Origin of the sequence: Pseudomonas graminis (assembly GCF_001705435.1) — a bacterium.
GTDB classification, from domain to species: Bacteria; Pseudomonadota; Gammaproteobacteria; order Pseudomonadales; family Pseudomonadaceae; genus Aquipseudomonas; species Aquipseudomonas graminis_B.
Window position 1 is genome coordinate 41,300 of the sequence record NZ_MDEN01000069.1, and the last position, 22,887, is coordinate 64,186.

24 protein-coding genes, 1 pseudogene and 1 riboswitch are annotated in these 22,887 nt (G+C 59.5%); of the genes and pseudogenes, 14 read left to right on the plus strand and 11 right to left on the minus strand.

The features are described from left to right. Nucleotides 1-7: 7 nt before the first annotated feature. Nucleotides 8-1,036: a ferrochelatase gene (gene hemH / locus BBI10_RS22285; protein ID WP_065991792.1), complete on the plus strand. Its 1,029-nt coding sequence runs from the start codon at nt 8-10 to the stop codon at nt 1,034-1,036. Between the two features lie 217 nt (nt 1,037-1,253). On the opposite strand, the gene BBI10_RS22290 is transcribed toward hemH, so the two are convergent. Continuing rightward, nucleotides 1,254-2,534, minus strand: coding sequence for a uracil-xanthine permease family protein (locus BBI10_RS22290; RefSeq protein ID WP_065991793.1), 1,281 nt, complete (start codon nt 2,532-2,534; stop codon nt 1,254-1,256). Beyond that, nucleotides 2,534-3,172, minus strand: coding sequence for a uracil phosphoribosyltransferase (gene upp / locus BBI10_RS22295; RefSeq protein WP_065991794.1), 639 nt, complete (start codon nt 3,170-3,172; stop codon nt 2,534-2,536). Before upp ends, BBI10_RS22290 begins: the two co-directional genes overlap by 1 nt. Before the next feature lie 197 nt (nt 3,173-3,369). Here upp and BBI10_RS22300 point away from each other — a divergent pair, with 197 nt between their 5' ends. The 4 genes from BBI10_RS22300 (at nt 3,370) to BBI10_RS22315 (ending at nt 5,610) form a co-directional block, all read left to right on the plus strand. After that, nucleotides 3,370-3,927: a hypoxanthine-guanine phosphoribosyltransferase gene (locus BBI10_RS22300; RefSeq protein ID WP_037018287.1), complete on the plus strand. Its 558-nt coding sequence runs from the start codon at nt 3,370-3,372 to the stop codon at nt 3,925-3,927. A 150-nt stretch (nt 3,928-4,077) separates the two neighbouring features. Next, entirely contained in the window at nt 4,078-4,563 is a 486-nt protein-coding gene (locus tag BBI10_RS22305; protein ID WP_065991795.1) for a hypothetical protein, read from the plus strand. A gap of 67 nt (nt 4,564-4,630) precedes the next feature. Then, nucleotides 4,631-4,918, plus strand: coding sequence for a PA4642 family protein (locus BBI10_RS22310; RefSeq protein WP_065991796.1), 288 nt, complete (start codon nt 4,631-4,633; stop codon nt 4,916-4,918). A 206-nt stretch (nt 4,919-5,124) separates the two neighbouring features. Further along, on the plus strand, nt 5,125-5,610 hold the full coding sequence (locus tag BBI10_RS22315) for a hypothetical protein (RefSeq protein WP_065991797.1): 486 nt from the start codon (nt 5,125-5,127) through the stop codon (nt 5,608-5,610). Nucleotides 5,611-5,726: 116 nt separating this feature from the next. Here the strand turns inward: BBI10_RS22315 and mqo are convergent, their stop codons facing one another. Both mqo and BBI10_RS22335 read right to left on the minus strand, forming a co-directional pair. Further along, nucleotides 5,727-7,232 (minus strand): malate dehydrogenase (quinone), encoded by a 1,506-nt coding sequence (gene mqo / locus BBI10_RS22320; protein WP_065991798.1) that lies wholly within the window; start codon nt 7,230-7,232, stop codon nt 5,727-5,729. A 734-nt stretch (nt 7,233-7,966) separates the two neighbouring features. Next, nucleotides 7,967-8,200 carry a hypothetical protein gene (locus BBI10_RS22335; protein ID WP_065991801.1) on the minus strand — a complete coding sequence of 78 codons (234 nt, stop codon included), beginning with the start codon at nt 8,198-8,200 and terminating at the stop codon, nt 7,967-7,969. 221 nt (nt 8,201-8,421) lie between these two features. Between BBI10_RS22335 and BBI10_RS22340 the strand changes: the two genes are divergently transcribed. After that, entirely contained in the window at nt 8,422-9,003 is a 582-nt protein-coding gene (locus BBI10_RS22340) for a YajG family lipoprotein (protein ID WP_065991802.1), read from the plus strand. Between the two features lie 103 nt (nt 9,004-9,106). Here the strand turns inward: BBI10_RS22340 and BBI10_RS22345 are convergent, their stop codons facing one another. Beyond that, nucleotides 9,107-9,310 (minus strand): hypothetical protein, encoded by a 204-nt coding sequence (locus BBI10_RS22345; protein WP_065991803.1) that lies wholly within the window; start codon nt 9,308-9,310, stop codon nt 9,107-9,109. Between the two features lie 140 nt (nt 9,311-9,450). On the opposite strand from BBI10_RS22345, the gene BBI10_RS22350 reads away from it, so the two are divergent. Next, a complete protein-coding gene (locus BBI10_RS22350; RefSeq protein ID WP_065991804.1) occupies nt 9,451-9,720 on the plus strand; it encodes a hypothetical protein in 270 nt (89 codons plus the stop codon). Between the two features lie 4 nt (nt 9,721-9,724). Here BBI10_RS22350 and BBI10_RS22355 read toward each other — a convergent pair whose 3' ends face one another. Beyond that, nucleotides 9,725-12,823 carry an autotransporter domain-containing protein gene (locus BBI10_RS22355; protein ID WP_065991805.1) on the minus strand — a complete coding sequence of 1,033 codons (3,099 nt, stop codon included), beginning with the start codon at nt 12,821-12,823 and terminating at the stop codon, nt 9,725-9,727. Nucleotides 12,824-12,993: 170 nt separating this feature from the next. Further along, a complete protein-coding gene (locus BBI10_RS22360) occupies nt 12,994-14,157 on the minus strand; it encodes a 1-acyl-sn-glycerol-3-phosphate acyltransferase (RefSeq protein WP_065991806.1) in 1,164 nt (387 codons plus the stop codon). 215 nt (nt 14,158-14,372) lie between these two features. Between BBI10_RS22360 and BBI10_RS22365 the strand changes: the two genes are divergently transcribed. From BBI10_RS22365 to BBI10_RS22380, 4 genes are all read left to right on the plus strand, one after another. Next, complete coding sequence (locus BBI10_RS22365; RefSeq protein ID WP_065991807.1) at nt 14,373-14,555, plus strand: CPXCG motif-containing cysteine-rich protein; 183 nt, start codon at nt 14,373-14,375, stop codon at nt 14,553-14,555. Then, complete coding sequence (locus BBI10_RS22370; RefSeq protein WP_065991808.1) at nt 14,555-14,815, plus strand: DUF2007 domain-containing protein; 261 nt, start codon at nt 14,555-14,557, stop codon at nt 14,813-14,815. The genes BBI10_RS22365 and BBI10_RS22370 overlap by 1 nt, the downstream gene beginning before the upstream one ends. Nucleotides 14,816-14,866: 51 nt before the next feature. Then, on the plus strand, nt 14,867-15,511 hold the full coding sequence (locus BBI10_RS22375) for an SOS response-associated peptidase (protein ID WP_065991809.1): 645 nt from the start codon (nt 14,867-14,869) through the stop codon (nt 15,509-15,511). A gap of 154 nt (nt 15,512-15,665) precedes the next feature. Further along, entirely contained in the window at nt 15,666-16,484 is an 819-nt protein-coding gene (locus BBI10_RS22380; RefSeq protein ID WP_065991810.1) for a M48 family metallopeptidase, read from the plus strand. A 204-nt stretch (nt 16,485-16,688) separates the two neighbouring features. Here the strand turns inward: BBI10_RS22380 and BBI10_RS22385 are convergent, their stop codons facing one another. The 3 genes from BBI10_RS22385 to BBI10_RS22395 all read right to left on the minus strand — a co-directional run bounded on the left by BBI10_RS22385 (nt 16,689) and on the right by BBI10_RS22395 (nt 19,585). Then, nucleotides 16,689-17,273, minus strand: a complete 585-nt coding sequence (locus BBI10_RS22385) for a TMEM165/GDT1 family protein (protein ID WP_065991811.1) — start codon at nt 17,271-17,273, stop codon at nt 16,689-16,691. 89 nt (nt 17,274-17,362) lie between these two features. After that, nucleotides 17,363-17,484, minus strand: a riboswitch (yybP-ykoY riboswitch). 39 nt (nt 17,485-17,523) lie between these two features. Next, a complete protein-coding gene (locus BBI10_RS22390) occupies nt 17,524-18,522 on the minus strand; it encodes a class I SAM-dependent methyltransferase (RefSeq protein WP_065991812.1) in 999 nt (332 codons plus the stop codon). Nucleotides 18,523-18,619: 97 nt separating this feature from the next. After that, a complete protein-coding gene (locus BBI10_RS22395) occupies nt 18,620-19,585 on the minus strand; it encodes a 2-hydroxyacid dehydrogenase (RefSeq protein WP_065991813.1) in 966 nt (321 codons plus the stop codon). Nucleotides 19,586-19,673: 88 nt separating this feature from the next. On the opposite strand from BBI10_RS22395, the gene BBI10_RS22400 reads away from it, so the two are divergent. The 3 genes and pseudogenes from BBI10_RS22400 (at nt 19,674) to BBI10_RS22410 (ending at nt 22,176) form a co-directional block, all read left to right on the plus strand. Beyond that, complete coding sequence (locus BBI10_RS22400) at nt 19,674-20,303, plus strand: LysE family transporter (RefSeq protein ID WP_065991814.1); 630 nt, start codon at nt 19,674-19,676, stop codon at nt 20,301-20,303. 76 nt (nt 20,304-20,379) lie between these two features. Further along, nucleotides 20,380-21,771, plus strand: a pseudogene (locus BBI10_RS22405) (DUF6861 domain-containing protein). A gap of 6 nt (nt 21,772-21,777) precedes the next feature. Then, nucleotides 21,778-22,176 (plus strand): hypothetical protein, encoded by a 399-nt coding sequence (locus BBI10_RS22410; protein WP_065991815.1) that lies wholly within the window; start codon nt 21,778-21,780, stop codon nt 22,174-22,176. On the opposite strand, the gene BBI10_RS22415 is transcribed toward BBI10_RS22410, so the two are convergent. Continuing rightward, a complete protein-coding gene (locus BBI10_RS22415; RefSeq protein WP_065991816.1) occupies nt 22,166-22,723 on the minus strand; it encodes an RNA 2'-phosphotransferase in 558 nt (185 codons plus the stop codon). The genes BBI10_RS22410 and BBI10_RS22415 overlap by 11 nt on opposite strands. Nucleotides 22,724-22,887 lie beyond the last annotated feature (164 nt).

Genomic DNA, 22,887 nt, shown 5'->3' on the forward strand with positions numbered 1-22,887 from the left:
GTGTTGCATGACCGATCACGCTTTATTGCTGGTTAACCTGGGCTCACCGGCGTCCACGTCGGTCGCTGACGTGCGCCGCTACCTCAATCAGTTCCTGATGGACCCTTACGTTATTGACGTGCCGTGGCCAGTGCGTCGCTTGATCGTCTCGCTGATTCTGATCAAGCGCCCGGAGCAGTCGGCCCATGCGTACGCGTCAATCTGGTGGGACGAGGGTTCGCCGCTGGTGGTGCTGAGCAAGCGACTTCAGCAGGCCATGGTCAAGGAATGGAAACACGGCCCGGTCGAACTGGCGATGCGTTACGGCGAGCCCTCGATCGAGACCGTGCTCACGCGCCTGGCAGCCCAGGGCATCAAAAAGGTCACCCTGGCGCCGCTGTATCCACAGTTCGCCGACAGCACAGTGACCACGGTGATTGAAGAAGCCAAACGCGTCGTCAGTGACAAAAAGTTGAATTTCGACTTCTCGCTGCTGACACCGTTCTTCAATCAGCAGGAATACCTCGACGCGTTGGTGGCCAGTGTGCGACCGCATTTGCAGCAGGAATACGATCATCTGTTGCTGAGTTTTCACGGCTTGCCCGAGCGGCATCTCACCAAGCTCGACCCGACGGGCAATCACTGTTTCAAAAGCGGCAACTGCTGCGAAACAGCGTCGCCCGATGTCCTGGCGGTCTGCTACCGCGCGCAGTGCATGCGCTCAGCGGCAGAGTTCGCCAAGCTGATGGGGATTGCCGATGGCAAGTGGTCGGTGTCGTTTCAGTCGCGCCTGGGCCGTGCGAAGTGGATCGAACCCTACACCGAACCGCATCTGGAGGAGCTTGCTGCTCAAGGCGTGAAGCGACTGCTGGTCATGTGCCCGGCGTTTGTCGCGGACTGCATCGAAACGCTGGAAGAAATTGGTGATCGCGGGGCTGAAGTGTTCAGGGAAGCCGGGGGCGAGGAGCTGGTGCTTATTCCATGCCTCAATGACGACCCGAACTGGGCGAAGGCGCTGAATACATTGTGCGAAAAGGCACCGGCGATGGTGGTGTAATAACCTGAAATTAGGTGTTGTGTTCATTCCCCGTGGGAGCGACCGGGGTGGCGTTCCACCTTGCTCGCGAATGCGTCTGCTCAAGCGGCATTGATGAACCTGATGCGCCGCCTTCGTGAGCAAGCTGGTGTACGCCGCAAATCTAAGCTACTCCCACAGAATCCCAGAAAAAGGGGGCATCACGTGAATGATGCCCCCTTTTCATAACGCTGTAGAACTACGGCAGCTGATCATCCAGGTGCTTGTTCTTCCACGCGTCATTGCCCGGCAGGATCAGGTTCAGCACGATGGCCGTGACGGCGCACAGCGCGATGCCTTTCATGCCGAAATCATCAGGGCCGTTGCCGGTGCCGATCAGCACGCCGCCAATGCCGAACACCAGCGTGACGGACACGATCACCAGATTGCGCGCTTCGGCCAGATCAACCTTGTGGCGGATCAGCGTGTTCATGCCCACCGCCGCGATCGAGCCGAACAGCAGGCACAGAATCCCGCCCATGACCGGCACCGGAATGCTTTGCAGCAACGCGCCGAACTTGCCAATGAACGCCAGGGTAATGGCGAAGATTGCCGCCCAGGTCATGATCTTCGGGTTGTAGTTTTTAGTGAGCATCACCGCGCCGGTGACTTCGGCGTAGGTGGTGTTGGGCGGGCCACCGAAGGCGCCGGCCACGGTGGTCGCGATGCCGTCACCCAGCAATGTCCGGTGCAGGCCGGGCTTCTTCAGATAATCACGGCCCGTCACGCTGCCCACTGCAATCACGCCACCGATGTGCTCAATGGCCGGAGCCAGTGCCACCGGCACGATGAACAGGATGGCCTGCCAGTTGAATTCCGGCGCCGTGAAGTGCGGCAAGGCCAGCCAGGGTGCGGCGGCGATCTTCGCTACATCGACCACGCCGAAATAGAACGACAGCGCAAAACCCACCAGTACGCCCGAGATGATCGGCACCAGGCGAAAGATGCCTTTGCCGAACACCGCGACGATCAACGTCGTCAGCAGCGCCGCCATCGAAATGATGATGGCGGTGTTGTATGGGATGAGCTCAGCGGCTCCATCACCCGTCCGGCCCATCGCCATGTTGGCGGCAATGGGTGCCATCGCCAGACCGATGGAAATGATCACCGGGCCAATCACCACCGGCGGCAGCAGGCGGTCGATAAAACCGGTGCCTTTGACCTTCACGGCCAGGCCAAGGAAGGTGTAGACAAAGCCCGCTGCCATCACGCCGCCCATGGTCGCAGCAAGACCGAACTGGCCCTTGGCGAGGATGATCGGGGTAATGAACGCAAAGCTCGACGCAAGGAAGACCGGCACCTGACGGCCTGTCACCACCTGGAAGCACAAGGTGCCCACACCCGCCGTGAACAGCGCCACGTTGGGGTCGAGGCCAGTGATCAGTGGCATCAATACCAGCGCGCCGAATGCCACGAACAGCATCTGCGCGCCCGACAAGATCGTGCGCCAGAGTGGATCGTTGAACTCATCCGGCTTCATCAGGCGTCCTTCTGCTTGGTGCCGAAAATCTTGTCGCCGGCGTCGCCCAGGCCCGGAATGATGTAGCCGTGTTCGTTCAGTTGCTGATCGATGGACGCGGTATAGATGTTGACGTCCGGGTGGGCCTTCTCGACCGTGGCGATGCCTTCCGGCGCAGCCACCAGGACCATCGCGCGAATGTCGCGGCAACCGGCTTTTTTCAGCAGGTCGATGGTGGCAACCATGGAGGAACCGGTGGCGAGCATCGGGTCGATGATCAGCGCCAGACGCTGGTCGATCTCGGGAGCGAGCTTTTCCAGATACGTGTGGGCTTCGAGGGTTTCTTCATTGCGCGCGACGCCCACGGCACTGACCTTGGCGCCCGGGATCAGGCTGAGGACGCCTTCAAGCATGCCGATGCCGGCCCGCAGGATGGGCACCACGGTGATCTTCTTGCCGGCGATCTTCTCGACCTGAACCGTGCCGGCCCAACCCTGAATCTCGTAGGTTTCCAGCGGCAGATCCTTGGTCGCTTCGTACGTCAGCAGCGCGCCGACTTCCTGAGCCAGTTCACGAAAATTCTTGGTGCTGATATCGGCACGGCGCATCAGGCCGAGCTTGTGGCGGATCAGCGGATGGCGGATCTCACGAATGGGCATAGGGGAAAGGCTCCAGCGGGCGGGCAAAAAAAACGGCTTAGATTAATCTATTCAGCTGTAACTTGTCCTTACGGTTAGGTTCGGGCGCCGACATTTCTGGAACGGCAGTGCAACATTAGTCCAGAAACACTTGCCCTGATGTCGGCGGATGCGTACCTTTGCCCGCTTTTCCTTACACAGCCCCCTTGGAGAGCGTCATGTCCGCTGATCTCGAGCATATCCGTCAAGTCATGCGCGAGGCTGACTGCCTTTACAACGAGGCCGAAGTCGAGGCCTCCATCGCCCGCGTCGGCGAGCAAATCAATGGCGTGCTGGCCGACCGTAACCCGGTGGTATTTTGCGTCATGAATGGTGGCCTGATCTTCGCCGGCAAGCTGCTCACTCATCTGAATTTCCCGCTGGAAGCGTCCTACCTGCACGCCACCCGCTACCGCAACGAAACCAGCGGCGGTGACCTGTTCTGGAAAGCCAAGCCCGAAGTCTCGTTCATCGATCGCGATGTGCTGATCATTGACGACATCCTCGACGAAGGTCATACCCTCGGCGCGATCATCGACTTCTGCAAACATGCCGGCGCGCGCGCTGTTCACACCGCGGTGCTGATCGACAAGGACCACGACCGCAAAGCGCGTCCTGACCTGAAAGCCGATTTCGTCGGCCTGCCTTGCATCGACCGCTACATCTTCGGTTACGGTATGGACTACAAGGGCTACTGGCGCAACGCGGCCGGGATCTATGCCGTCAAAGGCATGTAAGACAAGCATCATCATAGTGTCGGGGTGAGCTTGCTCGCTCCACAAATGCCACAGTCAACAAAGATTTCGGGTGTTGCAGGGACCGGAGAGTGTGGAGGGGCGGCATGACTCCGCATGCTAGAGTGCCCCCCACTTTTTCGGGAGGCGCCCATGACGTTATCGTTTCGAAGTACCGCTGCGTTTATGTTGCTGTTGACGCTGCCACTCCCCGCCTTCTCTGAACCCATGCACGCGCAATACCTGCCGCCGGACGAGTTGTCCGTGCGCGAGGGCGAACCCGAGCAGCAGCAATTGCTGCAGATCACCGAGTATTCGGTGGTAGTCGGCAGCCAGCGGCAGTCGAATCAGCAGCCGATCCCGGTCACTTCACCGCTGATCCTGCGCCTCAAAGGCAAACCCATGAACAAGGGGGCGACCATTGCCGACGTGCTGATCCACTTCGACGGCGAAAGCAAAAGCCTGAAAAAACCGACCTACGACGAACCTTCGCGCACGCTGACGCTGTATTACCCGGCAACGCAATACCGCGTGCTCGTGGATTTGCTGCGTAACGAAAAGGTCTACTGCCAGTTCCTCAGCTATGCCAACGGTCACGTCTGGGCTGACCTGCACACCGGCAGCGTACGCGCGCGTTGAGCCCGCGGCCGGGCGGGGGGTAAACTGCCCGCCCGTGATATGTCCCGCAAGTCAGTTGGAGTCAGCAATGCGTAAAGATAAGAAGCAGGTGATTGGCGATGAAATCGGCGACGCCCAGATCAAGCTGTTCCTCGATTTCGAACCGGTCGACGCCACTTCGCCTTCGCTGCACAAGCTGATCAAGGCCTACCGTGGCCTGCGCGTCGACGACTTCGGGCGTTTTCTGACGTTCTTCAAGGAAGCCGGTTACGACCTCGACGGCAAAGACGAGCACGGCGATGACTTCGTTACGCTGATCAAGGATCAACGCAACGCCGAGGAATACATTGAGCTGATCAAGAACGCTAAAGGCTGAATCATGCAATTCCCGGGCGCCATCCTCCGGCGCCCAATGCTCCCCTCCGGTTATTCAGCAGGTTCCTGCTTCCAGCCCGTCACTACATAATCGAAAGACCCTTCCTACCGCAGCCTTCGGCGTTTGCGACTACCGAAAGCCGTGCGTCAAACCATAATCAGACCTGTGACACCGTTCACAAGGACGCGAGCAGGACGCTCGCCTTAATGATTGGAAAGGGAATTCATGACATGCAAACGATAGGAAATTACGTCACTCGCAGTATCGCCGTCATCACCATGATGGTTGCGGCAGTATCCGCTCAGGCGGCTTATCCCAGCAAAATCCAGCTCAACATCGAAATGTGGAATCAGTCTGGCACCGACCTCGCGCTGGTATGGGCCAGTTGGGCGTCGGCCAATGCCGATTACACCGGCTATGGCTTTTCGGCTGACGCACCCACCGCGTCTGTGTCCATCCCGCTGAAGAATCCGCGCAATGATGCAGCGAGCTTCCGCGTGAGCGGGGAGGGCAAAGTCTGTGAGTTCAGGGCGGCCCACTCAGTGACGTTCAGTTGGGTCTCGATCACGCCGGCGCCGGAGAAATCTGCAACGGGCACATCAATCGGGAAGGTCCCAGCCGAGTGCATTGCCTCGGTAATCAAAGGCACGAACTCGATGCAGGCCTATTCCGTCAGATTCGTGATGAAGTGATGTTCAAGCCGCAAAATTGCTTTGCGGCTACAGCCGATCCGGCCTAATGAAAAAAACAAAACCCCGCCTGATGTGGGGGGGTTTTGTTTTACAGCTTTCTTAGAGCAGGCCAGCGATCAGGCGAACGTTGCCGCTGCGCTGTTCTGCGCCAGATCCAGACTGGCGTCGCTCTGGGCACTGACGCGCTGATAAAGCTGCGCATCGGTTTCCAGTGCCTTTTCACGCGCCGGGAAGATCTCGTTCAGCTTGGCGGCCCACTCGGTGCGGGCTTTGTCCGGGAAGCAGCGCTCGATCAGATCCAGCATGATCGAGACGGTCACTGAAGCGCCTGGCGAGGCGCCCAGCAGTGCGGCGAGGGAACCGTCCTTCGCCGACACCAACTCGGTACCGAACTGCAAGACGCCGCCTTTTTTCGGGTCTTTCTTGATGATCTGTACGCGCTGGCCGGCCACTTCCAGACGCCAGTCTTCGGCTTTGGCTTCCGGGTAGAAACGGCGCAGTGCATCGAGCCGCTGCTCCATCGACTGCCGCACTTCGCTGATCAGGTATTTGGTCAGGTCCATGTTGTCGCGGGCCACCGCCAGCATCGGCGCGATGTTGGCCGCGCGGATCGACAGCGGCAGGTCCATGAGCGAACCGTGCTTGAGGAACTTGGTGGTAAAACCGGCGTACGGGCCGAACAGCAGGGAGGTCTTGCCGTCAACGACGCGGGTGTCCAGGTGCGGCACCGACATCGGCGGCGAACCCACCGCCGCCTGGCTGTACACCTTGGCCTGGTGGCGCTTGACCACTTCAGGGTTGTCGCAGCGCAGCCACTGGCCGCTCACCGGGAAGCCGCCGAAACCCTTGCCTTCCTCGATGCCGGACATCTGCAGCAATGGCAGCGCTGCACCGCCCGCGCCCAGAAACACGAATTTGGCGTCGATGTCACGGGTGCTGCCGTTGTTCACGTCTTTGATGGTGACGGTCCAGCCGTCGCCCTTGCGGCTCAGATCGGTAACCCGTTTGCAGTATTTGACCTGCGCATCGGGTGCGCTGGCCAGATGCTTGAGCAGCAGGTTGGTCAGGTTGCCGAAGTTGACGTCGGTGCCGTGCATGACCCGGGTCGCTGCGATAGGCTCATCGACAGGACGGCCAGGTATCATCAGCGGCATCCACTCGGCCAGTCTGGCTTTGTCTTCGGTGTATTCCATGGAGGAGAAGGCGTGGTGGGTACGCAGGGCTTCGTAACGCTTTTTCAGGTACGCCATGCCCTTTTCACCCTGAACGAAACTCAGGTGCGGAACCGGCGTGATGAACGAGCGCGATGAGCCAAACGTGCCTTTGCGGGCCAGGTAGGCCCAGAACTGCTTCGAGACCTCGAACTGGGTGTTGATGTGAATCGCTTTTTTGGTATCGATCGAGCCATCGGCCGCTTCCGGCGTGTAGTTCAGCTCGCACAGCCCGGCGTGGCCGGTGCCCGCGTTGTTCCAGGGGTTGGAGCTCTCTGCAGCACCGGAATCCATCAGCTCGACGACTTCAACCTTGAGGTTCGGGTCCAGCTCTTTGAGCAGTACGGCGAGGGTGGCACTCATGATGCCTGCCCCGACCAGCACTACGTCGACTGCTTCGTTATACGCCATTAACGCGTCTCCAAAATCTGCAGCACCAAATTGACGGCATGCGTTCCCGTGGTCAGTCGCCAGGTTCGGGCGGCGCGGTGTTCGCGCAGTGCCTCGTTCAACCTGGCCGGGATCGCCATGTCCGATTCTTCGCAATTTTTTGCATCTTCAGCGGACGCCACCGAACGAGCCTGGTTGATGCTTTTATGAGGCAAGCATGAACGCATTTTTCGGCCCGTGCAGCCATTCGACTATCGTCAAGGCGTCCGGTTGTGCAACCAAATCCGTAGCGGACAGGCTTCAGGCTCTTTTGACGGAGACTGCGTTGCGGTCGGTCCTTTGCAAGGGGGCTGGGTCAGACGCTAACGGTGCATTTACAAACGCGAAACTATTCATTTGCTTGCCACACTCTTGTGAAGTTGTGAAAACCCGTTTTTTTCACGCTCTTTTGGAGACGCGAACCTCAAAAAGGGCTGCGCGATGGCAGCTCTGGCAGATCAGGTTCATACGCGATGTGAGGCAAGGACTGGCGCAGGACGATCGAATGGATCGACGATCCGGCGTCTGCGCCGCGGCCACATCGGGCTGCACATGTCTGTGTGGAAGGCTCTCTGTGGGCGGTACGGAGGAGTCGACAGTGGTTATCGACGATGCTGCGAGGCCCGATCAGGAGACGTCCTTATAATCGGGGGAAGATTATAGCGATGAAACGGGCAGAAATGATCCAGGAAAAATGACTTTTATTCGGCTTTTGGTCAGATGCTGAGCATATGCCGGGCGGTAATCGCACGTGACCGGGAAGTCACGCGGGCGCTCGCAGGGAGCGGGCGCTGCAGCCAGCACAGGTTTGCCTCGTGGACTTCGACCCAGCCCTGACCGCAAGGCGTTTCGGCGCAGTGCTTGAACGCCAGGCAGATGCCGTGGGTGTCCAGACGTGCATAGTGGCGATGACGGCGGCGCAGCGAGAACAACGACCAAAGAAAGTCCATGGCAGGACTCCTTGCTGGAGAGTTGAAAAAAGTATGGCCGCCAGGCATGACACCGCTGTGACGTTGCGATTGCGCAATTGTGTTCATTTTGACCGCGGGAGCATTCCTGCCTGGCCGGAACCGCTGCAATGGCACTTTGTCGTATGTTTACCCTAGTGAGCGGCCTTGGGAGGTCGCTATACTGCGGCACATTTTGTGCCTTGGCCCATGGAGAAATGAGCATGTTGCGTCGCGTTCTGTTCGGTTTGCTTGCCGCTGGCAGTCTGACCCTGGCGGGCTGTGCCCACAGCCCGCAATCCCTCACCCCGGAACCCAAGCTGAACGCTCAACTGGCTCCGGTCGGTCACGGCCAGCAAGTGGTCGTGCGCGTGGTTGACGGTCGTCAGTCGCAGCAGCTTGGCACCCGTGGTGGCCTGTACCCGGAAACCAGTTCGATCACTGTCAACGGTCAGCAGTTGCTGCCAAGGTTGCAGGCTCAGGCTGAAGCAGGTGTGCGGTTGCTCGGTTTCACGCCCGTGCCGAACGGCAGTGGCCCGCAGTTGACCGTCACCCTGGCTGACCTGAAGTATCAGTCGCCGAAAGAAGGCCTGTACGTCACCGAAGCCAACATCAGTTCCACGTTCCGCGCTGACGTTCAGAATGGCGGTCGTAACTACAGCGGCCGTTATGCGGCTTCGATGGATCAACGTTTCGGCATGGCGCCAAACGAAGAGACCAATACCAAGCTGATCAGCGACGTGCTCAGCGACGCCCTGACTCGCCTGTTCCAGGATCAGACCATTGGCCGCACCCTCGGCCAATAAGCTCAACGCCTGATGCTGATAAACAAAAAGCCCCGGTTTCGCGAGAAGCCGGGGCTTTTGTTCATTCAGCGGGAGGGCACTCGGGATCTTCATCGCGGCGCATTCAAGCCGCCTGATAGAAATCCAGAAAACTGAAACCGGTTTGAAGATCCACTTCCGGCAGGTCGTTGTGCGCATGGCCGCCGAGGGCGCAATACACCAGCCAGTGCCTGTCCTGGACGTTGAACGCCAGCGCGTCGATCAATGCTTCCTGTTCGTCGCTGGGGGCGATGAGGTAAAGGCGGTCCTGGTTGTGGGCGTGCAGCATGACGCTCTCCGTGGCGGTGGGTCGGTTTGAGGTCCCACACAGTGCCCGGTTCAGGTGACGTTAAGGTGACAGCGATTAGTGTGAGCGGCAGATCCAAACCGAGTCTGCGGCGCCCAAGAACCAGGCGCCATCGAGGCACCATGTCGCTTATCCATCACGCCCCCGGCATCGCCATCAACCTCTGCGCCTTGCTCGCTGCCGGTCCCGGCATCTGGCTGCTCCATACCACCCGCACTCGCGAGCAGCGGGAGATGGCCCACTTGCACCACCTCACCGAGCAAGCCCCGATCGACGAGCCCATGCACCTGATGGATGTGCCCACCTTGCGCATGATCCGCCTGAGCTATCGGTTCGGCACGGCGTGCCTGGCGTTCGCGCTGTTGCTGTCGTGGGTGAGCACCAAGCTTTGATCGCTTAAAAAGCCAGCGTCACCCGCGCATTCAACGTCTGATCCGACGCATCGTTGCTCACCTGTCCGTTGTAGCTCAGCCCGACACTCAGCGTGTCGCTCAAGCCCAGATCGACACCTGCACCAAGGACCGCTGCGCTGCGGGCAATCGGTGCGCCGGAGAGTTCGAAAGTGTCGCCGCCGCTGAAGGCCGCACGGCTTTCTGGCGTCACGTCGCCGTAGGCTCGACGCCAGCCCAGTGTCGCGTTGGGTTTGATCGCGACGGTGCCAGCGTTCAACCGCGTGGCGGCACGCAGGCCGAGGGTGCTGAAGGTGATGTCGTTGTCCTGAGACTTGTTTTCCAGCCTGATCGCGTTGCTGTTCTCATCGAAGGAATCCGTGTCCAGTCGCACATGGGCGAGGTTGGCGAAGGGTTCAACCTGCGCGTTGCCCAGTTCGATGGCGTAACCCAGTTCGCCAAATACCTGATTGGTCGCTGCGTTGTAATCTTCCTTGAAACGCTCGGAAGCACCCGGCAAGTCCAGCGTGCGCTTGGCCGTCAGCTCGTGCCAAGTGCGTACCGCGCCGAGGCGCAGGCCCAGTTGGCCCCACTTGGCGCCCGCATAGACGCCCAGATGGTAGTTGTCGCTGTCAGTGGAACCGGAGGCATGGCGCAGGTCGAAGCTGCTGTTGCTGAAACCGGCCAGCGCACCCACGCGCCAGGTCTCGTCGAGCGGCACGTCAGCGCCGAACAACAAGCCGCTGGTGTGCGTATCGAGGCCCGAAACGTCACCGGTGCTGTCGGTTTTGCCGGTCGCGCCGATGGCCTGAGTCCACACCACGCCACGGGAATCATCTCCGGCGAGGGTCTGCGTCGTGCCGCGAAGTGCCGGTGCCGACTGCGTTTGCTGCAAGCGATCGTTCACCGCATTGCGCACCAGGCGGCTGTCTTCGATCAGCGCGGACTGGGTCGACGCATGCAGCTCATTGGACAGCGCCTTGAACGTGGCCTGCGCGGTCGACGCGTCGTCCTGCACCACCTGACCCCAGAGCGCGTTGCCAGCCCCTGCGCTGTCCAGCCCTTGCGCGACGGCTCTGGCATTGCGGGTCGTCGCCAGGCTGGCGAAGGTCTGTGCGTTGCGGTCCAGCGTCAGTCCGACATCGGTTGCCGTGTAGTTCAGCGTCGGGGTGAGAAACGCGAAGTTCGTTTGCACATTGGCAAATGCACCGCTGACGCCGCCGGCGGCCGAGAGAATCGAGTAACGGCTTGCGGCCACCCAGTTACCGCCCTCAACCAGCGACAGCGTACTGTTATTGAGGGTTGCACGGCCGCTGGCGACGATGCGGTCGGCTTTGCCGTTGGCGTCCGATTCGACCTGGTAGACCGAGCCCTGAGCAAGGTTCACGTCACCATTGACGTTGAGCTGCCCGACCGAATTACCCGGTGCCACCACGCCGCCCTGAGCGACATTGATGCCGCCGACCGTGCCATTGCCGCCCAACGTTGCGCCTTGCTGCACGCTGACGATGGAGTTGCCCAGATTGCCATTGACCGCCAGCCGACCCGCTTGCACCGTCGTTGCGCCGGACAGGCTGTTGTTCCCGGTCAGGTCCAGCGAGCCAACGCCCCGTTTGATCAACGCCCCGTTGCCCGCCAGGGTGCTGGCAAGGGTGTCGTTGGTCGACTGATCGAGTACCAGCGTCGCGTTGTCGGTGATCGTTCCGCTGCCGAATGCCTTGGCATGGCCGGTCAGCACGCCACCGTTGATCACCGTGCCGCCCGAGTACGTGTTGTCGCCCGTCAGGATCAGATTGCCGCTGCCGTTCTTGATCAGCCCGCCGCTGCCGCTGATGTCGTTGCGCCAGGCGTCGATGGCGTTATAGCCGCCGAGGCTGGCGTCCATGTTGACCGTGACGTTGGAGTTGAACGCCGCATAACCATCGCCCGCTGCGTACAGGTTCAGACGGCCGTAGCCCCCTGACTGATCGATCACCGCGTACCCGGACGTAATCTCGGTGGTTGCCAGAATCTCGCGGCGCTGACTGGCGTCCAGGTACGGGAAGCGGGTTTCCAGCAACACTTCGGCGTTGGTCGGCACCACGGCGGCCAGGTTGGTCGGGCCCACCGGATCGAAGCCATAGGTCATGCGCGAGGTGAACAGCGCCTTGTCCTGAGCGTGTTGAGACCTGCGATCGGTCGCCGGGTCGATGGTCGCCATGCAGTTTTTGACGTCACCGCCGCACTGCGCCGTGAAATAGCTCAGTGCCTGTGCGCGAGCATCGGCGCGCAGTTGGGCGTTGGCGGGGTTGGAGAGGTTATCGATGGCGAAATAGGTTGCGGTGATGCGCCCGCCCATCACGTCGAACGGCGAATGCATGCCGGCCTCAATGCGGTTGTCGCCAATTTCCGAGGCGCGCAGCATCAACTCGCTGAAACGCTCGGGAATCGCGTAGGCCAGGGCGTATGAAGACAGGTACGCGGCGTTGGTATGGCCGCTGGGGAATCCCGAGTCGCTGGCCGGCGTGGTGCTTTCTGCCGGGCGCAGGGAGGGCGCCACCACGAAGGCCAGACTCTGGCCGTCGAGACTTTGCCGCCACGGTCGCGGATACAAATAGTGGGATTTGGCGGGCGTGGTCGAGGCATCGTTGCGCACAGCGCTGACCAGGTCGACGACTTTGCCCAGTGCCGAAGACGAACTGCCTGCGCCGTTGCCTTTGTCGTCGTACTTGACGGTTTTGTTGCTGTCGTCGAACTGGGTGATGGTCGTGAAGGCTCCAGCGCCCGCTTTGTAGGCAGCGCTCAACGAGCCGAGGCCGCTGATTGCGCTATAGCTCTGGTCACGACGGTCATCGAAGTAGGCGGCGGTTTCCTGGGCGAGGGTGCGGGTGTTGGCGCGGTCGACCACGATTTGCAGGTTGCGCCGTAGCAGACTCTGACCCAGGGCGGTGGGTGTGCCCGTGTCCCAGGTCGCACCGGTCGTCCACAGCGTGTCGAATCCGGAAAGCAGGTCGACACCGTTGATGGCGTCGTCTCCCGCACGGCTCGCTGCCTGAACCGACACGGCGAGCAACGAAAGTACCAGGGAAGACACCATTACATGGGCAACCGGTTTGCTGGATCGCATAGCGTACGCCTTCACTCGTTTGGATAGGCGACGACCCTAGCAAGCCAGTCTTACGCTTGAGTGTGTCAGCGGTGACACATTTGTGAAGGCGGGGATCGACCACCAACGGAGGCGCACAACGAAAAACGGCGCCCTGAGAGCGCCGTTTATTCGTGGAAGGGAAGGCGGCCTTAAAGTGGCAAACCGGCCTTCACGCGGTACTGATTGCGTACCGGCATGGCGTATTGCTGAATCAGAAACGGACGGTGCTCGGCGGGGCAGCCATTGAGGCGGCGCTGCCATTCATCCTCCGCACGCTCCAGCTCGTCCGCCGGGAACACCTCGGCGGCCTTCGGCACCTTGAGTTCGGGGTCGGCGTCGGCCCACTGCGCGTACGCCAGGTAATGCACCGGGAACAGCCGATAGCCGCCGAGGATCTGCCGATCCATTTCGATGGCCAGCAATTTGGTGTCCTCGAACAGCTCGGTGATCGGCGGGGCAAAGTTCACGTGCACGCGGCCTTTGTAGCCGGTGATCCCCAGCGCAATGCTGACGTCGTCCTCGCCCGGCACTTTAGTGTAACTGCCGGTGGTGGCGCGGATGTACAGCTCCCGCGCCTTGGCGTGATCGCACGGATCGTACTCATAGCTGATCGACACCGGCGTCAGGTTCAACGACTGAATGACCTCGCCAAACGGCTCGTCCTTGCGGCTCATGTGGAACATCTTGAGGATGGCCGATTCGGTGCGGTCGTCGCCGTCTTTGGCGCGGCCCTCAGCCTGGGCGATCCAGATCGACTGGCAGTCATTGCGGATCGAATGATTGATGTACGCCGACAGCAACTGGTAGGCGGCCATCTTCTCCCGTCGCCCGATGATCGAGCGGTGCACGATGAAGCTCTTGTTCAGGCGCATCAGGTCGCTGACGAAGGGCTTTTGCAGAAGGTTGTCGCCAATGGCAATGCGTGGGGTTGGCAGGCCCGCGTGGTAGACCGCGTAGTTGACAAAAGCCGGGTCCATCACGATGTCGCGGTGGTTGGCCAGAAACAGGTACGCCACCCCCGACTTGAACTGCTCGACGCCGGTGTAGGTCACACCGTCAGTGGCGCGTTCGATGGTGTGGTCGACGTAATGCTCGACCTTGTCCTGCAAGGCCGCGACGGTATCGATACCGGCGAACTGGCGACGCAGCTTGCGCGCGATGGCCGGCTGCAGAATCCAGCCGAGGGAGCTGGCCAGACGCGGAAATCGGAAATGCGTGAGGATCGCGAGGAACGCCTTGTCACCCAGCAGCCGATCAAGCACGGCTTTTACTTCGGTGTCGTCGTACGGTCGGATGGCATCGAATTCGCCCATCATGCTCTCTTGTCGGAAACGGCTAAGGTAAAGGAGGTCGAGTCCGGTTGCAGCAGCGAGTCACGACAACACAGGCGTGGTGCCTGGGCGGCGGCCGCGCAACAAGGCGGCTTCGCTCAAGATGGCGACTCAGGCTGATGCCCGGATGCTGAGGAATAAAGCTCGACCCGCAAACAAGTCGGCGATTATACGCAAAACTGGGCCCGGAGACTGCGATGCAGGAAATACAGGATTACGACTGCCCTTATTGTGGCGAACCGGTGGAGGCGGTGCTGGATCTGTCCGGTGGCGATCAGACCTACATTGAGGATTGCCCCGTCTGCTGCCGGCCGATCGTCTTCAGTCTGCAGACCGATGGGGAAGACTGGTCGCTGAACGTGCGCAGCGAGAACGAGTGATGCGCAAGATTTATGAGCCCGAGCACCTCATGGAAGGCGAGCTGCTGCAGGCCATGCTGGCCAGTGAAGGCATCGAGTCCCACATCACCGGGCGTCATCTGTTGGGCGCGGTCGGGGATTTGCCGGCGTTCGGGTTACTGGGCCTGACGGTCGCTGACGACCAGGCCGAGCAGGCACGTCTGTTGATCACCGAGTACAATGCCGCCTTTCCGCTGCCCGGTGACGAGCCGGACAGCTACCCCGATGTGTTGCTGTGCTGAATCCGGTTCGCGCACGCCTCATTCGCTTTCAAAAAGAGTTGTGCTGAACCCATGTGTGGACGCTATGCGCTGTTTCGTTGGTCGCCTGCCTTTGCGGCCTTGCCCGGATTTCCGAGCGACCAGCAAGCGCAGTGGAATATTTCTCCTGCTGCCTCTGTCTTGATGGTCCGGGCAACGTCGGGCGAGGTCGAGGAGGACGCCGAGCGAGGGCGGGAGGTGGCGAGGGCACGCTGGGGGCTGACGCCGCCCTGGTTGACCGATATGTCGCGCACACCCGCCCACGCCCGCGCTGAAACCGTGGCCGAGCAACCGATGTTCAAGCAGGCCTTTCGGGAGCGACGCTGCCTGCTCCCGGCCAACGGCTTCTATGAATGGCGCGGCAGCGTGCGCAAACGGCCGTTCTGGCTAACGCCGGCCGAAGGATCGACGCTGTATTTTGCGGCGATCTGGGAAGCCTATCCCGTGGAAGGCCACACCTACCTGAGCGTTGCCGTGGTCACGCAGTCGGCCATGAACCAGCGCCGACCGTTGATTCTCGACGAGGAAGGTCAGCGCGCCTGGCTTGATCCGGACTGCCCGCTGATCACCTTGCAATCATTGCTCGCCGCCCCGCAGACGCAACTGCGCGAACGGCCTCTGGCCAATCTGGTGAATGATCCGAAGCTCAACGCCCCGGAATGCCTGACGCCGTTGTAGTGCTGTCTCTACCGAAGTGAATCGCGATCCGGATATTTCTTTCCTGTTACACGCCTGGGTTTTCTTGCGCCTTTTCGCATGGCAGACGGCTGGCATCTGGTGCTCGGCGTGCGTATTGCCTAGGATGGCGCGATTGTTTCAATGGAGATACGAAATGCGCGGGATTTTTGCTCTTTGTGGTGTGACGGCAGCTTTGTTGATCGCCGGGTGTCAGGCGGTCAATACCACCACCGGCGATTCGGTGGGTGTCGAGCGCAAGCAATACATGTTCAGCATGCTGTCGACTGACGAAGTCAACAAGATGTACGCCCAGTCGTATCAGCAGACGGTCAGCGAAGCCACGTCCAAAGGCGTGCTCGACAACGGCAGCGCCGAGGGCAAGCGCGTGCAGGCCATCGCTAAGCGGCTGATTGCTCAGGCGCCGAAATTGCGGCCCGACGCGGCGCAGTGGCAGTGGGATGTAAACCTGATCAAAAGCGATGAGCTGAACGCCAACTGCGGTCCCGGCGGCAAAATCATCGTGTACAGCGGCCTGATCGATACGTTGAAGCTCAGCGATGACGAACTGGCGGCGGTCATGGGCCACGAAATCGCCCACGCTTTGCGTGAACACGGTCGTGAAGCCATGTCCAAGGCCTACGGTGTGCAGATGGCGAAGCAGGGCGCCGGTGCCTTATTGGGGTTGGGGCAGGACAGTCTGGCGTTGGCCGACACCGTGGTCGACTACAGCCTCACACTGCCGAACAGCCGCGCGAATGAAAACGAAGCGGACTTGCTGGGCCTCGAACTGGCGGCTCGCGCCGGTTACAACCCGAATGCCGCGATCACGCTGTGGCAGAAGATGGAAGCTCAGGGCGGCGCGTCGCAGCCTGAATTCATGAGCACCCACCCGGCCTCGTCGAACCGGATCGCCTCGTTGCAGGCAGCGATCCCGAAAGTGATGCCGCTGTATCAGCAGGCCCCGAAGGGCTGATCAGCGCCAGATCCCTCTGGCAGACACGTTGTCATGTGGGAGCGAGCGTGCTCGCGAAGAGGTCGGGACATTCGCTGCATCTCAGCGCCTGGAACGCCGTCTTCGTGAGCAAGCTCACTCCCACATGGATTGAGCTTGCTGCACGACAGCGCGGCGTCCAGATGTCGGGAAGTCTCCCACTGGCTTTCTAGATCGTGGATCGGCCTACACCCAGCCGCTGATCTGCATCGCCTTGTACACCGCAACGATCGCCAGAATGAAAAATGCCCCTGCTGCCAGACGACGAATCAGCGTCAGCGGCAGTTTCTCCGCAGCGAAATTACCCGCCAGCACTACCGGCACGTTGGCCAGCAACATGCCCAGCGTCGTGCCCAGGATCACCAGCCACAAGCTTGGGTACTGCGCCGCCAGCATGACGGTCGCGATCTGCGTCTTGTCGCCGATTTCCGCGATGAAAAACGCGATCAGCGTGGTCAGGAAGGGGCCGTACTTGCGCCCGGTACTGGCTTCATCGTCGTCCAGCTTGTCCGGAACCAGCGTCCACAGCGCGGTGGCGGTGAAGCTGGCGGCCAGGATCCAGTGCAGAACGGCGTCTGAAAGGTAGCTGCTGAACCATGCGCCAACGGCACCGGCTGCGGCGTGGTTGGCCAGCGTGGCGGCGACAATCCCGGCGATGATGGGCCAGGGTTTGCGGAAGCGAGCGGCGAGCACGAGTGCGAGGAGTTGGGTCTTGTCACCGATTTCAGCCAGTGCGACGACGGTGGTGGGGACCAACAGGGATTCCAGCATCAGGGTTTTCCTAAGGGGCGGGTCAACACGGCTATGACACGTACAACCTCCCCGCCCCGGGTCAGGATGTTCGTGTCATAGGTCTTGTCAAACCACCGATCCGTCTGAGCGGATCTGGGGTCGCACGCACCATGGTCTGAGGACCAAGTATGTTGATGCGTGCCGGACGAGCATGGCGCTCGTGGGAGACTACTCCCCTAGGACGGAGCGGATTCTGCCTACACGTCTCGTGTTCGGCAAGCGCTAATTATCACGCACGTTTCGCGCGGTAAATCCGAAAACCCTGGCCCTCGGCCATGATCGCGCAAGGCCCCAGATGCGACTCGATGATCGGCTGATAGCGCAGGAAGCTATTGGCAACCAAGCGCAGTTCACCACCTTTTCTCAGATGTTCCCGTGCTTTTTTCAGCAGATTCTCGGTCGCGGCGTAGTCGGTATGCACGCCGGTATGAAACGGCGGATTGGTCAGAATCACGTCCAGGTCGTGCGGCGCGGCGTCGATTCCGTTGCCCGTCAGCACGTCGGCTTCGAGGCCATTGGCAGCCAGGGTCATGCGGCTGCTGGCAGTGGCGAACGCGTCGACATCCAGCATCGTCACTGTCGTTTCGGGGTAACGGCGTTTCACCGCCGCACCGAGAACGCCCGCGCCACAGCCGAAGTCCAGCAGATGGCCGGCGGGAAGCCGGTCGATGTTTTCCAGCAACAGAGCCGAACCCCGGTCCAGGCGGCCGTGGCTGAACACGCCTGGCAAACTCACCACCTTTAGCGCGCCGCCTTCGATTTCAATGTCGAAGCGTTTAGCCAGGCTGTCGAGTTCAACGGCTGGCGGAGGCGTTTCGACGGTGACTTGCCAGAGCTGGCAATGACGCGCGCTATCGAGCTTGCGCGTGCGCCCGAACGGGCTCAGCTGGCGGGCCGCGGCTTCAATGCCACCGCGTTTTTCGCCCACCAGAAACAGCTCACGTCCGGCCAGACGCGAAGCGAGCGCGTTAATGAGGTAATCAGCGAGGTCGCGGGCCTTGGGCAAAAACAGCACCGCAGCGTCAAAGGGTTCGGCCGGTGCTTCGGTGCCGAAGTGCACGCGCTCGGGAAACCGCGTACCGAGGGTGTCGAAGTCGCCAGCGTGCCAGCTCCAGCCACGTGCATTGGGCAGCGTGCCCAGCAAGTCGTCGGCGGGGAGGCCGGTCAGCAACAAGGAGCCCTGAAACAAATCGGCCTGCCGGAGTAACACTTCACTGCGCGGGTCCATGGTCGGCTCCTTAAAAAAAAGGGCGAAGTTTAACAGGCCTGCCGCGCCGCGCACGTGCCCTGTGCAACGGAGTGGCGGGCCTGCAAAGCGCTGCGTGTCAGCTCACGACCCGAACGGGTTCGCCTGCATAAAACGCCAAAGCGTTTTCGTTGATCTGGCCGACGATGCGCTGCCGCGCTTCCTGACTGCCCCAGGCGCTGTGGGGCGTGATGATCAATCGCGGAATATCGCCCGACAGCAGCGGATTGCCGTTGACCGGTGGCTCGACCGTCAGCACGTCGGTGGCCGCGCCGCCGAGATGACCGTTGCGCAGGGCATCGGCCAGTGCCGGCTCGTTGATCAAGCCACCCCGCGCGGTATTGACGATGAAGGCTTTGGGTTTGAGCAAGCTCAGCTCGTGGGCGCCAATCATGTCCCGGGTGTGCTCGTTGAGTGGGCAATGCAGGGTGAGGGCGTCGACCTGTGGCAGCAGCTCATTCAGTGGCACGCGATCAGGGCGGGCAGGACGACCGGGAATCTGACCCGACAGCACGCGCATACCGAAGGCTTCCGCCAGCTTCGCGACGGCGCCGCCCAGTTCGCCATGGCCCAGTAGCCCCAGTGTCTTGCCTTCCAGCTCGACGATGGGGAAGTCCAGCAAGCAGAACTGCTTCGATTTTTGCCACTGGCCCTGTTGAATCGCTTTTTGATAGTCAGGCAAGCGGGTGGCCATCGCCAGCAGCAACATCATTGCGTGTTGAGCTACGGAAGGCGTGCCATAGCCCTGACAATTGCTCACCACCACACCGTGTTTACGCGCGGCATCGAGGTCGACGTTGTTGACGCCGGTTGCGGTCACCAGCACCAGTTTCAGATTCGGGCAGGCGGCGAACGTGTCGGCATCGATCATGATCTTGTTGGAAATGGCCACGTCGGCGTCCTTCAAGCGCTCGGCCACCTGATCGGCCGTGGTGCTCGCGTGCAGCACCAGTTCGCTGAAGGTTTCACGCCACGGCGCGAGGTCGAGATCCCCCAGATCCAGAGAGGTGTGATCCAGGAAAACTGCTCGGCGTTGACTGGGCATCAGCTGTACCTTTTGCTCGGTGGGTGGGAAGCGTAATGTGACGAGCCTACCAGAGCCTGCCGCTCGCCATAACGCCTGGAGAACTTCAATGTACTGGCCCGAATTCTTAACCGTTGCGCTGATCCACCTGCTGGCCGTCGCCAGTCCTGGGCCGGACTTCGCGGTCGTGGTGCGCGAGAGCGTGACCCACGGGCGAAAGGCCGGCACCTACACCGCCATGGGTGTGGGCACCGCGATTTTCCTGCACGTCGGCTATTCGCTGCTGGGGATTGGCTTGATCGTTTCGCAATCCATCGTCCTGTTCAATGCCTTGAAATGGGCGGCAGCGGCTTACCTGATTTACATCGGCATCAAAGCACTGCGCGCCAAACCTGCCAGCGCATCGGATGCGCCCGTGGACATCGCCAAAGGCGAGCGCACCGCGCGCGGCGCCTTCACGGCCGGGTTCGTCACCAACGGCCTGAACCCGAAAGCGACGCTGTTTTTTCTGTCGCTGTTCACCGTCGTGATCAACCCGCACACGCCGATGTTGGTTCAGGCGGGCTACGGGGTTTACCTGGCATTCGCGACCGGCGCGTGGTTTTGCCTGGTGGCACGCCTGTTCAGCCAGCCCCGGGTGCGCGCGGGCTTTGCGCGGATGGGTCACTGGTTTGATCGGGCGATGGGTGCGGTATTGGTGGCGCTGGGTTTGAAGCTGGCGTTGACGGAAATGCATTGATTTTGGGTTTAGTGAAGTACCACAGTTAAAGGAATTAGATTGGGTACTACCTCCTTTAGACGGCAGGGATGAGTAAATGGATTTTCTAACCGATGTTCCCAGTTGGGACGATATAGCGCGTAATCTTGAGGAAAAGTTCAGCCATTTAAACCAGTCTTTAGATCAGGGCTGGGAAAGCACGCTTGGTCGTTGGGATGGTTTCACTCAACGCGTGAGCAACTAGGCCACTCTGGCCTACGGCAGTGTTGGCGGAAACCGCATCGAATCGGTCAGGTCGGCGATGGCCAAGTCCTATCCCATTGTCCAACTAGACCTCACGCGCAAATGGGCATCCATTAACATCGCCGATATCCTGCCTACCTTGCTGCAATTGGTCAAAGAGGTCGCCATGATCATGGGCGGCAGCGTAGCTGTAGGGGCCATTGCCGGTGGGGCGGCTGGATCGCTCGCCTTTGGGGCGGGTGCGTTACCGGGAGCTGTAGTGGGTGGCGGCATAGGCGCGCAAGTCGGCAACTTGATTCTGTTGGGGATGGGACTTTCAGCCATCGCCGATTATTTCTATCAAGGGCTACCTCCTTGTCTTGCAAGCATTTATGAGGGCATCGTCACCGCATGGACCGCTGAGGACGGTGTCAGACCTGCAGGCCTTGATCCTACAGGCGCATCCGCATGGATAGTTGACGAGCGTATAGACGCAGCAGCGAGAAAACTTGCCAGCGGTCAGGAGCAGTTGGTAATGCTGTTGCTGACAGCCATTGTTACTTATATCTCTAGAGGACAGATTAAGGCTGGAGTCGTGGGCAGTCTGGACGGCATTGCCGCGCGCAGCGCAAAACTTCAAGCAGACATGACTAACAAAGAGGTTGCTGGTTGGTTAGCTCGGAATGAACGAGGTTTGCTGGCACTTCCTGAATTGCGAGTAAGCGAACCAATGCCACTGGCTAAAAAAGAACTAGAACCCAGGGTTTCGAAGCAGCCACAAAGACCAGAAATAAACTCAAAAGAGCAAGAAACCGGTGTCCCGATACAGCCAGAAAGACCAAAAGCAAATAAAAGAGAGGACGAACAACATCCTAATGGGAATCCCGTTTTAGGTGTATTGGAAGACAGTGTATTCGCACAAAAAATGTCTAAGCCGGCCAAGGAGTTTAGCGACAAAGGAAAAGATATTTATTCTGAGGCTGCCGGGCATTCTATAATAACCGTGGCCGATCTTACGAGCGCTTTGGAAAAAGGTACTATTACCCCTCGCCAAGTACCTTTAGACTACGTTATTATCGACGGCCACAACGTAATAGCGAACACCCGGAGTTTAACAGCGCTTATAAGTGCTGGGATACCCAAAAGTCAATGGTATGGGGCTAATAAAACAGGAGTCATAGCTTACGATGATGTAACCTTTGATGAGCTTGTCAAAGCACAGCTTAGAAAAAATTACAACGGTTCCGTACTTGATGCCAGGAGATGATAGCTTATGAAACTCTTACAGCCCCAAAAGCTTTTGGATCTCGATACCGTTTTGCCTTCAGATGGTGAAGATTATGTTGAGATGTCTTGGGTCGATAACTCGCTCACACTTAACATCTATTACGATCCGGAGCTTCCCGGTATCGTGCGGGCAAAAAAAGCCTTTGTCTTTTTGTCGCCTAGCTATTTCGTAAAGACACCGTTCCCGGGGCATAGCTTTTTTAGTTGCCCTGACGACCGGGATTTATCGTTGCTGAGCTGTTTGGTGGAGTACAAAAGCTCAGAAATGCTGGATATCGCGAATAAGCCCCCCGGCTTGCCTAGATACCGGCATTTTCGGGTATACCTACACTCTGTAGGGGCGGCACTCCACATCGTTGCGCAGTCATTTGAAGTTATAGACTAGTCTTGAGAGGAAGCCACTCCGCAGGGACTTTATCGATTAGCCACACTGCGTTTTCGGCCTTATAAAACTTGAAGCCCATTTCATGCATTCGAAGGGCTTCAATTTTCAGGACAACTGGCTTGCCATAGCGAAGCCCTACGGAATGTGCAGTTTCTGGGCTTTCCGACAAGTGCACATGATGACGTACTCCCGGACTGAGTCCTTTCTCATAGATTGATTCCAAGAATCTGGTGGCCGTACCATGGTAGAGGAGTGTGGGCGGTATCATCTGCGTGTGTTGAAGATTTACTGTGCGAGTTGAATGACCTTGCGCGGCTCGGATAAGTTGTCGGCTTTCTGAAATAATAAATCTTTTCTTCTCGCTTTCGTTAACCACCTTTTCCAACAGGTCTCGGTCAATAACGCGATTATTTCTCGAGGCGCACAGGATTAGCGCATCGATATCGGCCCATCCATCTGAATCCAGCTCCAAGCCGATGGCTTCTGGTTCATGCCTTAAGACATAACTTAAAAACTTGCTGGTTTCGTCAAGTAATTTCTTGTCCACACCGATTCCTCATAATGGCCAGCATTAAACGTGAAAGCTAAAGCTTCATCCGAAGAAAATCAATCCTGACCTCTGCTGTATCGTTATTCAGCAACGTTGGAACATTCTTGAGCGGTTAGGTATTCCAATGACACCTTTCTTATGATCTCGGCGGCACCGAAAAA

What these genes read in the sequence shown, in the direction of transcription:
- BBI10_RS22345 (WP_065991803.1), bottom strand. Translation starts at nt 9,310, where the DNA reads ATGCTGCACGCCCACAACCAGGACCGCCTTTACCTCATCGCCCCCAGC.
- BBI10_RS22385 (WP_065991811.1), bottom strand. Translation starts at nt 17,273, where the DNA reads ATGCTGGAATCCCTGTTGGTCCCCACCACCGTCGTCGCACTGGCTGAA.
- BBI10_RS22290 (WP_065991793.1), bottom strand. Translation starts at nt 2,534, where the DNA reads ATGAAGCCGGATGAGTTCAACGATCCACTCTGGCGCACGATCTTGTCG.
- upp (WP_065991794.1), bottom strand. Translation starts at nt 3,172, where the DNA reads ATGCCCATTCGTGAGATCCGCCATCCGCTGATCCGCCACAAGCTCGGC.
- BBI10_RS22310 (WP_065991796.1), top strand. Translation starts at nt 4,631, where the DNA reads ATGCGTAAAGATAAGAAGCAGGTGATTGGCGATGAAATCGGCGACGCC.
- BBI10_RS22340 (WP_065991802.1), top strand. Translation starts at nt 8,422, where the DNA reads ATGTTGCGTCGCGTTCTGTTCGGTTTGCTTGCCGCTGGCAGTCTGACC.
- BBI10_RS22365 (WP_065991807.1), top strand. Translation starts at nt 14,373, where the DNA reads ATGCAGGAAATACAGGATTACGACTGCCCTTATTGTGGCGAACCGGTG.
- BBI10_RS22300 (WP_037018287.1), top strand. Translation starts at nt 3,370, where the DNA reads ATGTCCGCTGATCTCGAGCATATCCGTCAAGTCATGCGCGAGGCTGAC.
- BBI10_RS22410 (WP_065991815.1), top strand. Translation starts at nt 21,778, where the DNA reads ATGAAACTCTTACAGCCCCAAAAGCTTTTGGATCTCGATACCGTTTTG.
- BBI10_RS22375 (WP_065991809.1), top strand. Translation starts at nt 14,867, where the DNA reads ATGTGTGGACGCTATGCGCTGTTTCGTTGGTCGCCTGCCTTTGCGGCC.
- BBI10_RS22335 (WP_065991801.1), bottom strand. Translation starts at nt 8,200, where the DNA reads ATGGACTTTCTTTGGTCGTTGTTCTCGCTGCGCCGCCGTCATCGCCAC.
- mqo (WP_065991798.1), bottom strand. Translation starts at nt 7,232, where the DNA reads ATGGCGTATAACGAAGCAGTCGACGTAGTGCTGGTCGGGGCAGGCATC.
- BBI10_RS22305 (WP_065991795.1), top strand. Translation starts at nt 4,078, where the DNA reads ATGACGTTATCGTTTCGAAGTACCGCTGCGTTTATGTTGCTGTTGACG.
- BBI10_RS22355 (WP_065991805.1), bottom strand. Translation starts at nt 12,823, where the DNA reads ATGCGATCCAGCAAACCGGTTGCCCATGTAATGGTGTCTTCCCTGGTA.
- BBI10_RS22360 (WP_065991806.1), bottom strand. Translation starts at nt 14,157, where the DNA reads ATGGGCGAATTCGATGCCATCCGACCGTACGACGACACCGAAGTAAAA.
- BBI10_RS22350 (WP_065991804.1), top strand. Translation starts at nt 9,451, where the DNA reads ATGTCGCTTATCCATCACGCCCCCGGCATCGCCATCAACCTCTGCGCC.
- BBI10_RS22370 (WP_065991808.1), top strand. Translation starts at nt 14,555, where the DNA reads ATGCGCAAGATTTATGAGCCCGAGCACCTCATGGAAGGCGAGCTGCTG.
- BBI10_RS22380 (WP_065991810.1), top strand. Translation starts at nt 15,666, where the DNA reads ATGCGCGGGATTTTTGCTCTTTGTGGTGTGACGGCAGCTTTGTTGATC.
- hemH (WP_065991792.1), top strand. Translation starts at nt 8, where the DNA reads ATGACCGATCACGCTTTATTGCTGGTTAACCTGGGCTCACCGGCGTCC.
- BBI10_RS22315 (WP_065991797.1), top strand. Translation starts at nt 5,125, where the DNA reads ATGATTGGAAAGGGAATTCATGACATGCAAACGATAGGAAATTACGTC.
- BBI10_RS22395 (WP_065991813.1), bottom strand. Translation starts at nt 19,585, where the DNA reads ATGCCCAGTCAACGCCGAGCAGTTTTCCTGGATCACACCTCTCTGGAT.
- BBI10_RS22390 (WP_065991812.1), bottom strand. Translation starts at nt 18,522, where the DNA reads ATGGACCCGCGCAGTGAAGTGTTACTCCGGCAGGCCGATTTGTTTCAG.
- BBI10_RS22400 (WP_065991814.1), top strand. Translation starts at nt 19,674, where the DNA reads ATGTACTGGCCCGAATTCTTAACCGTTGCGCTGATCCACCTGCTGGCC.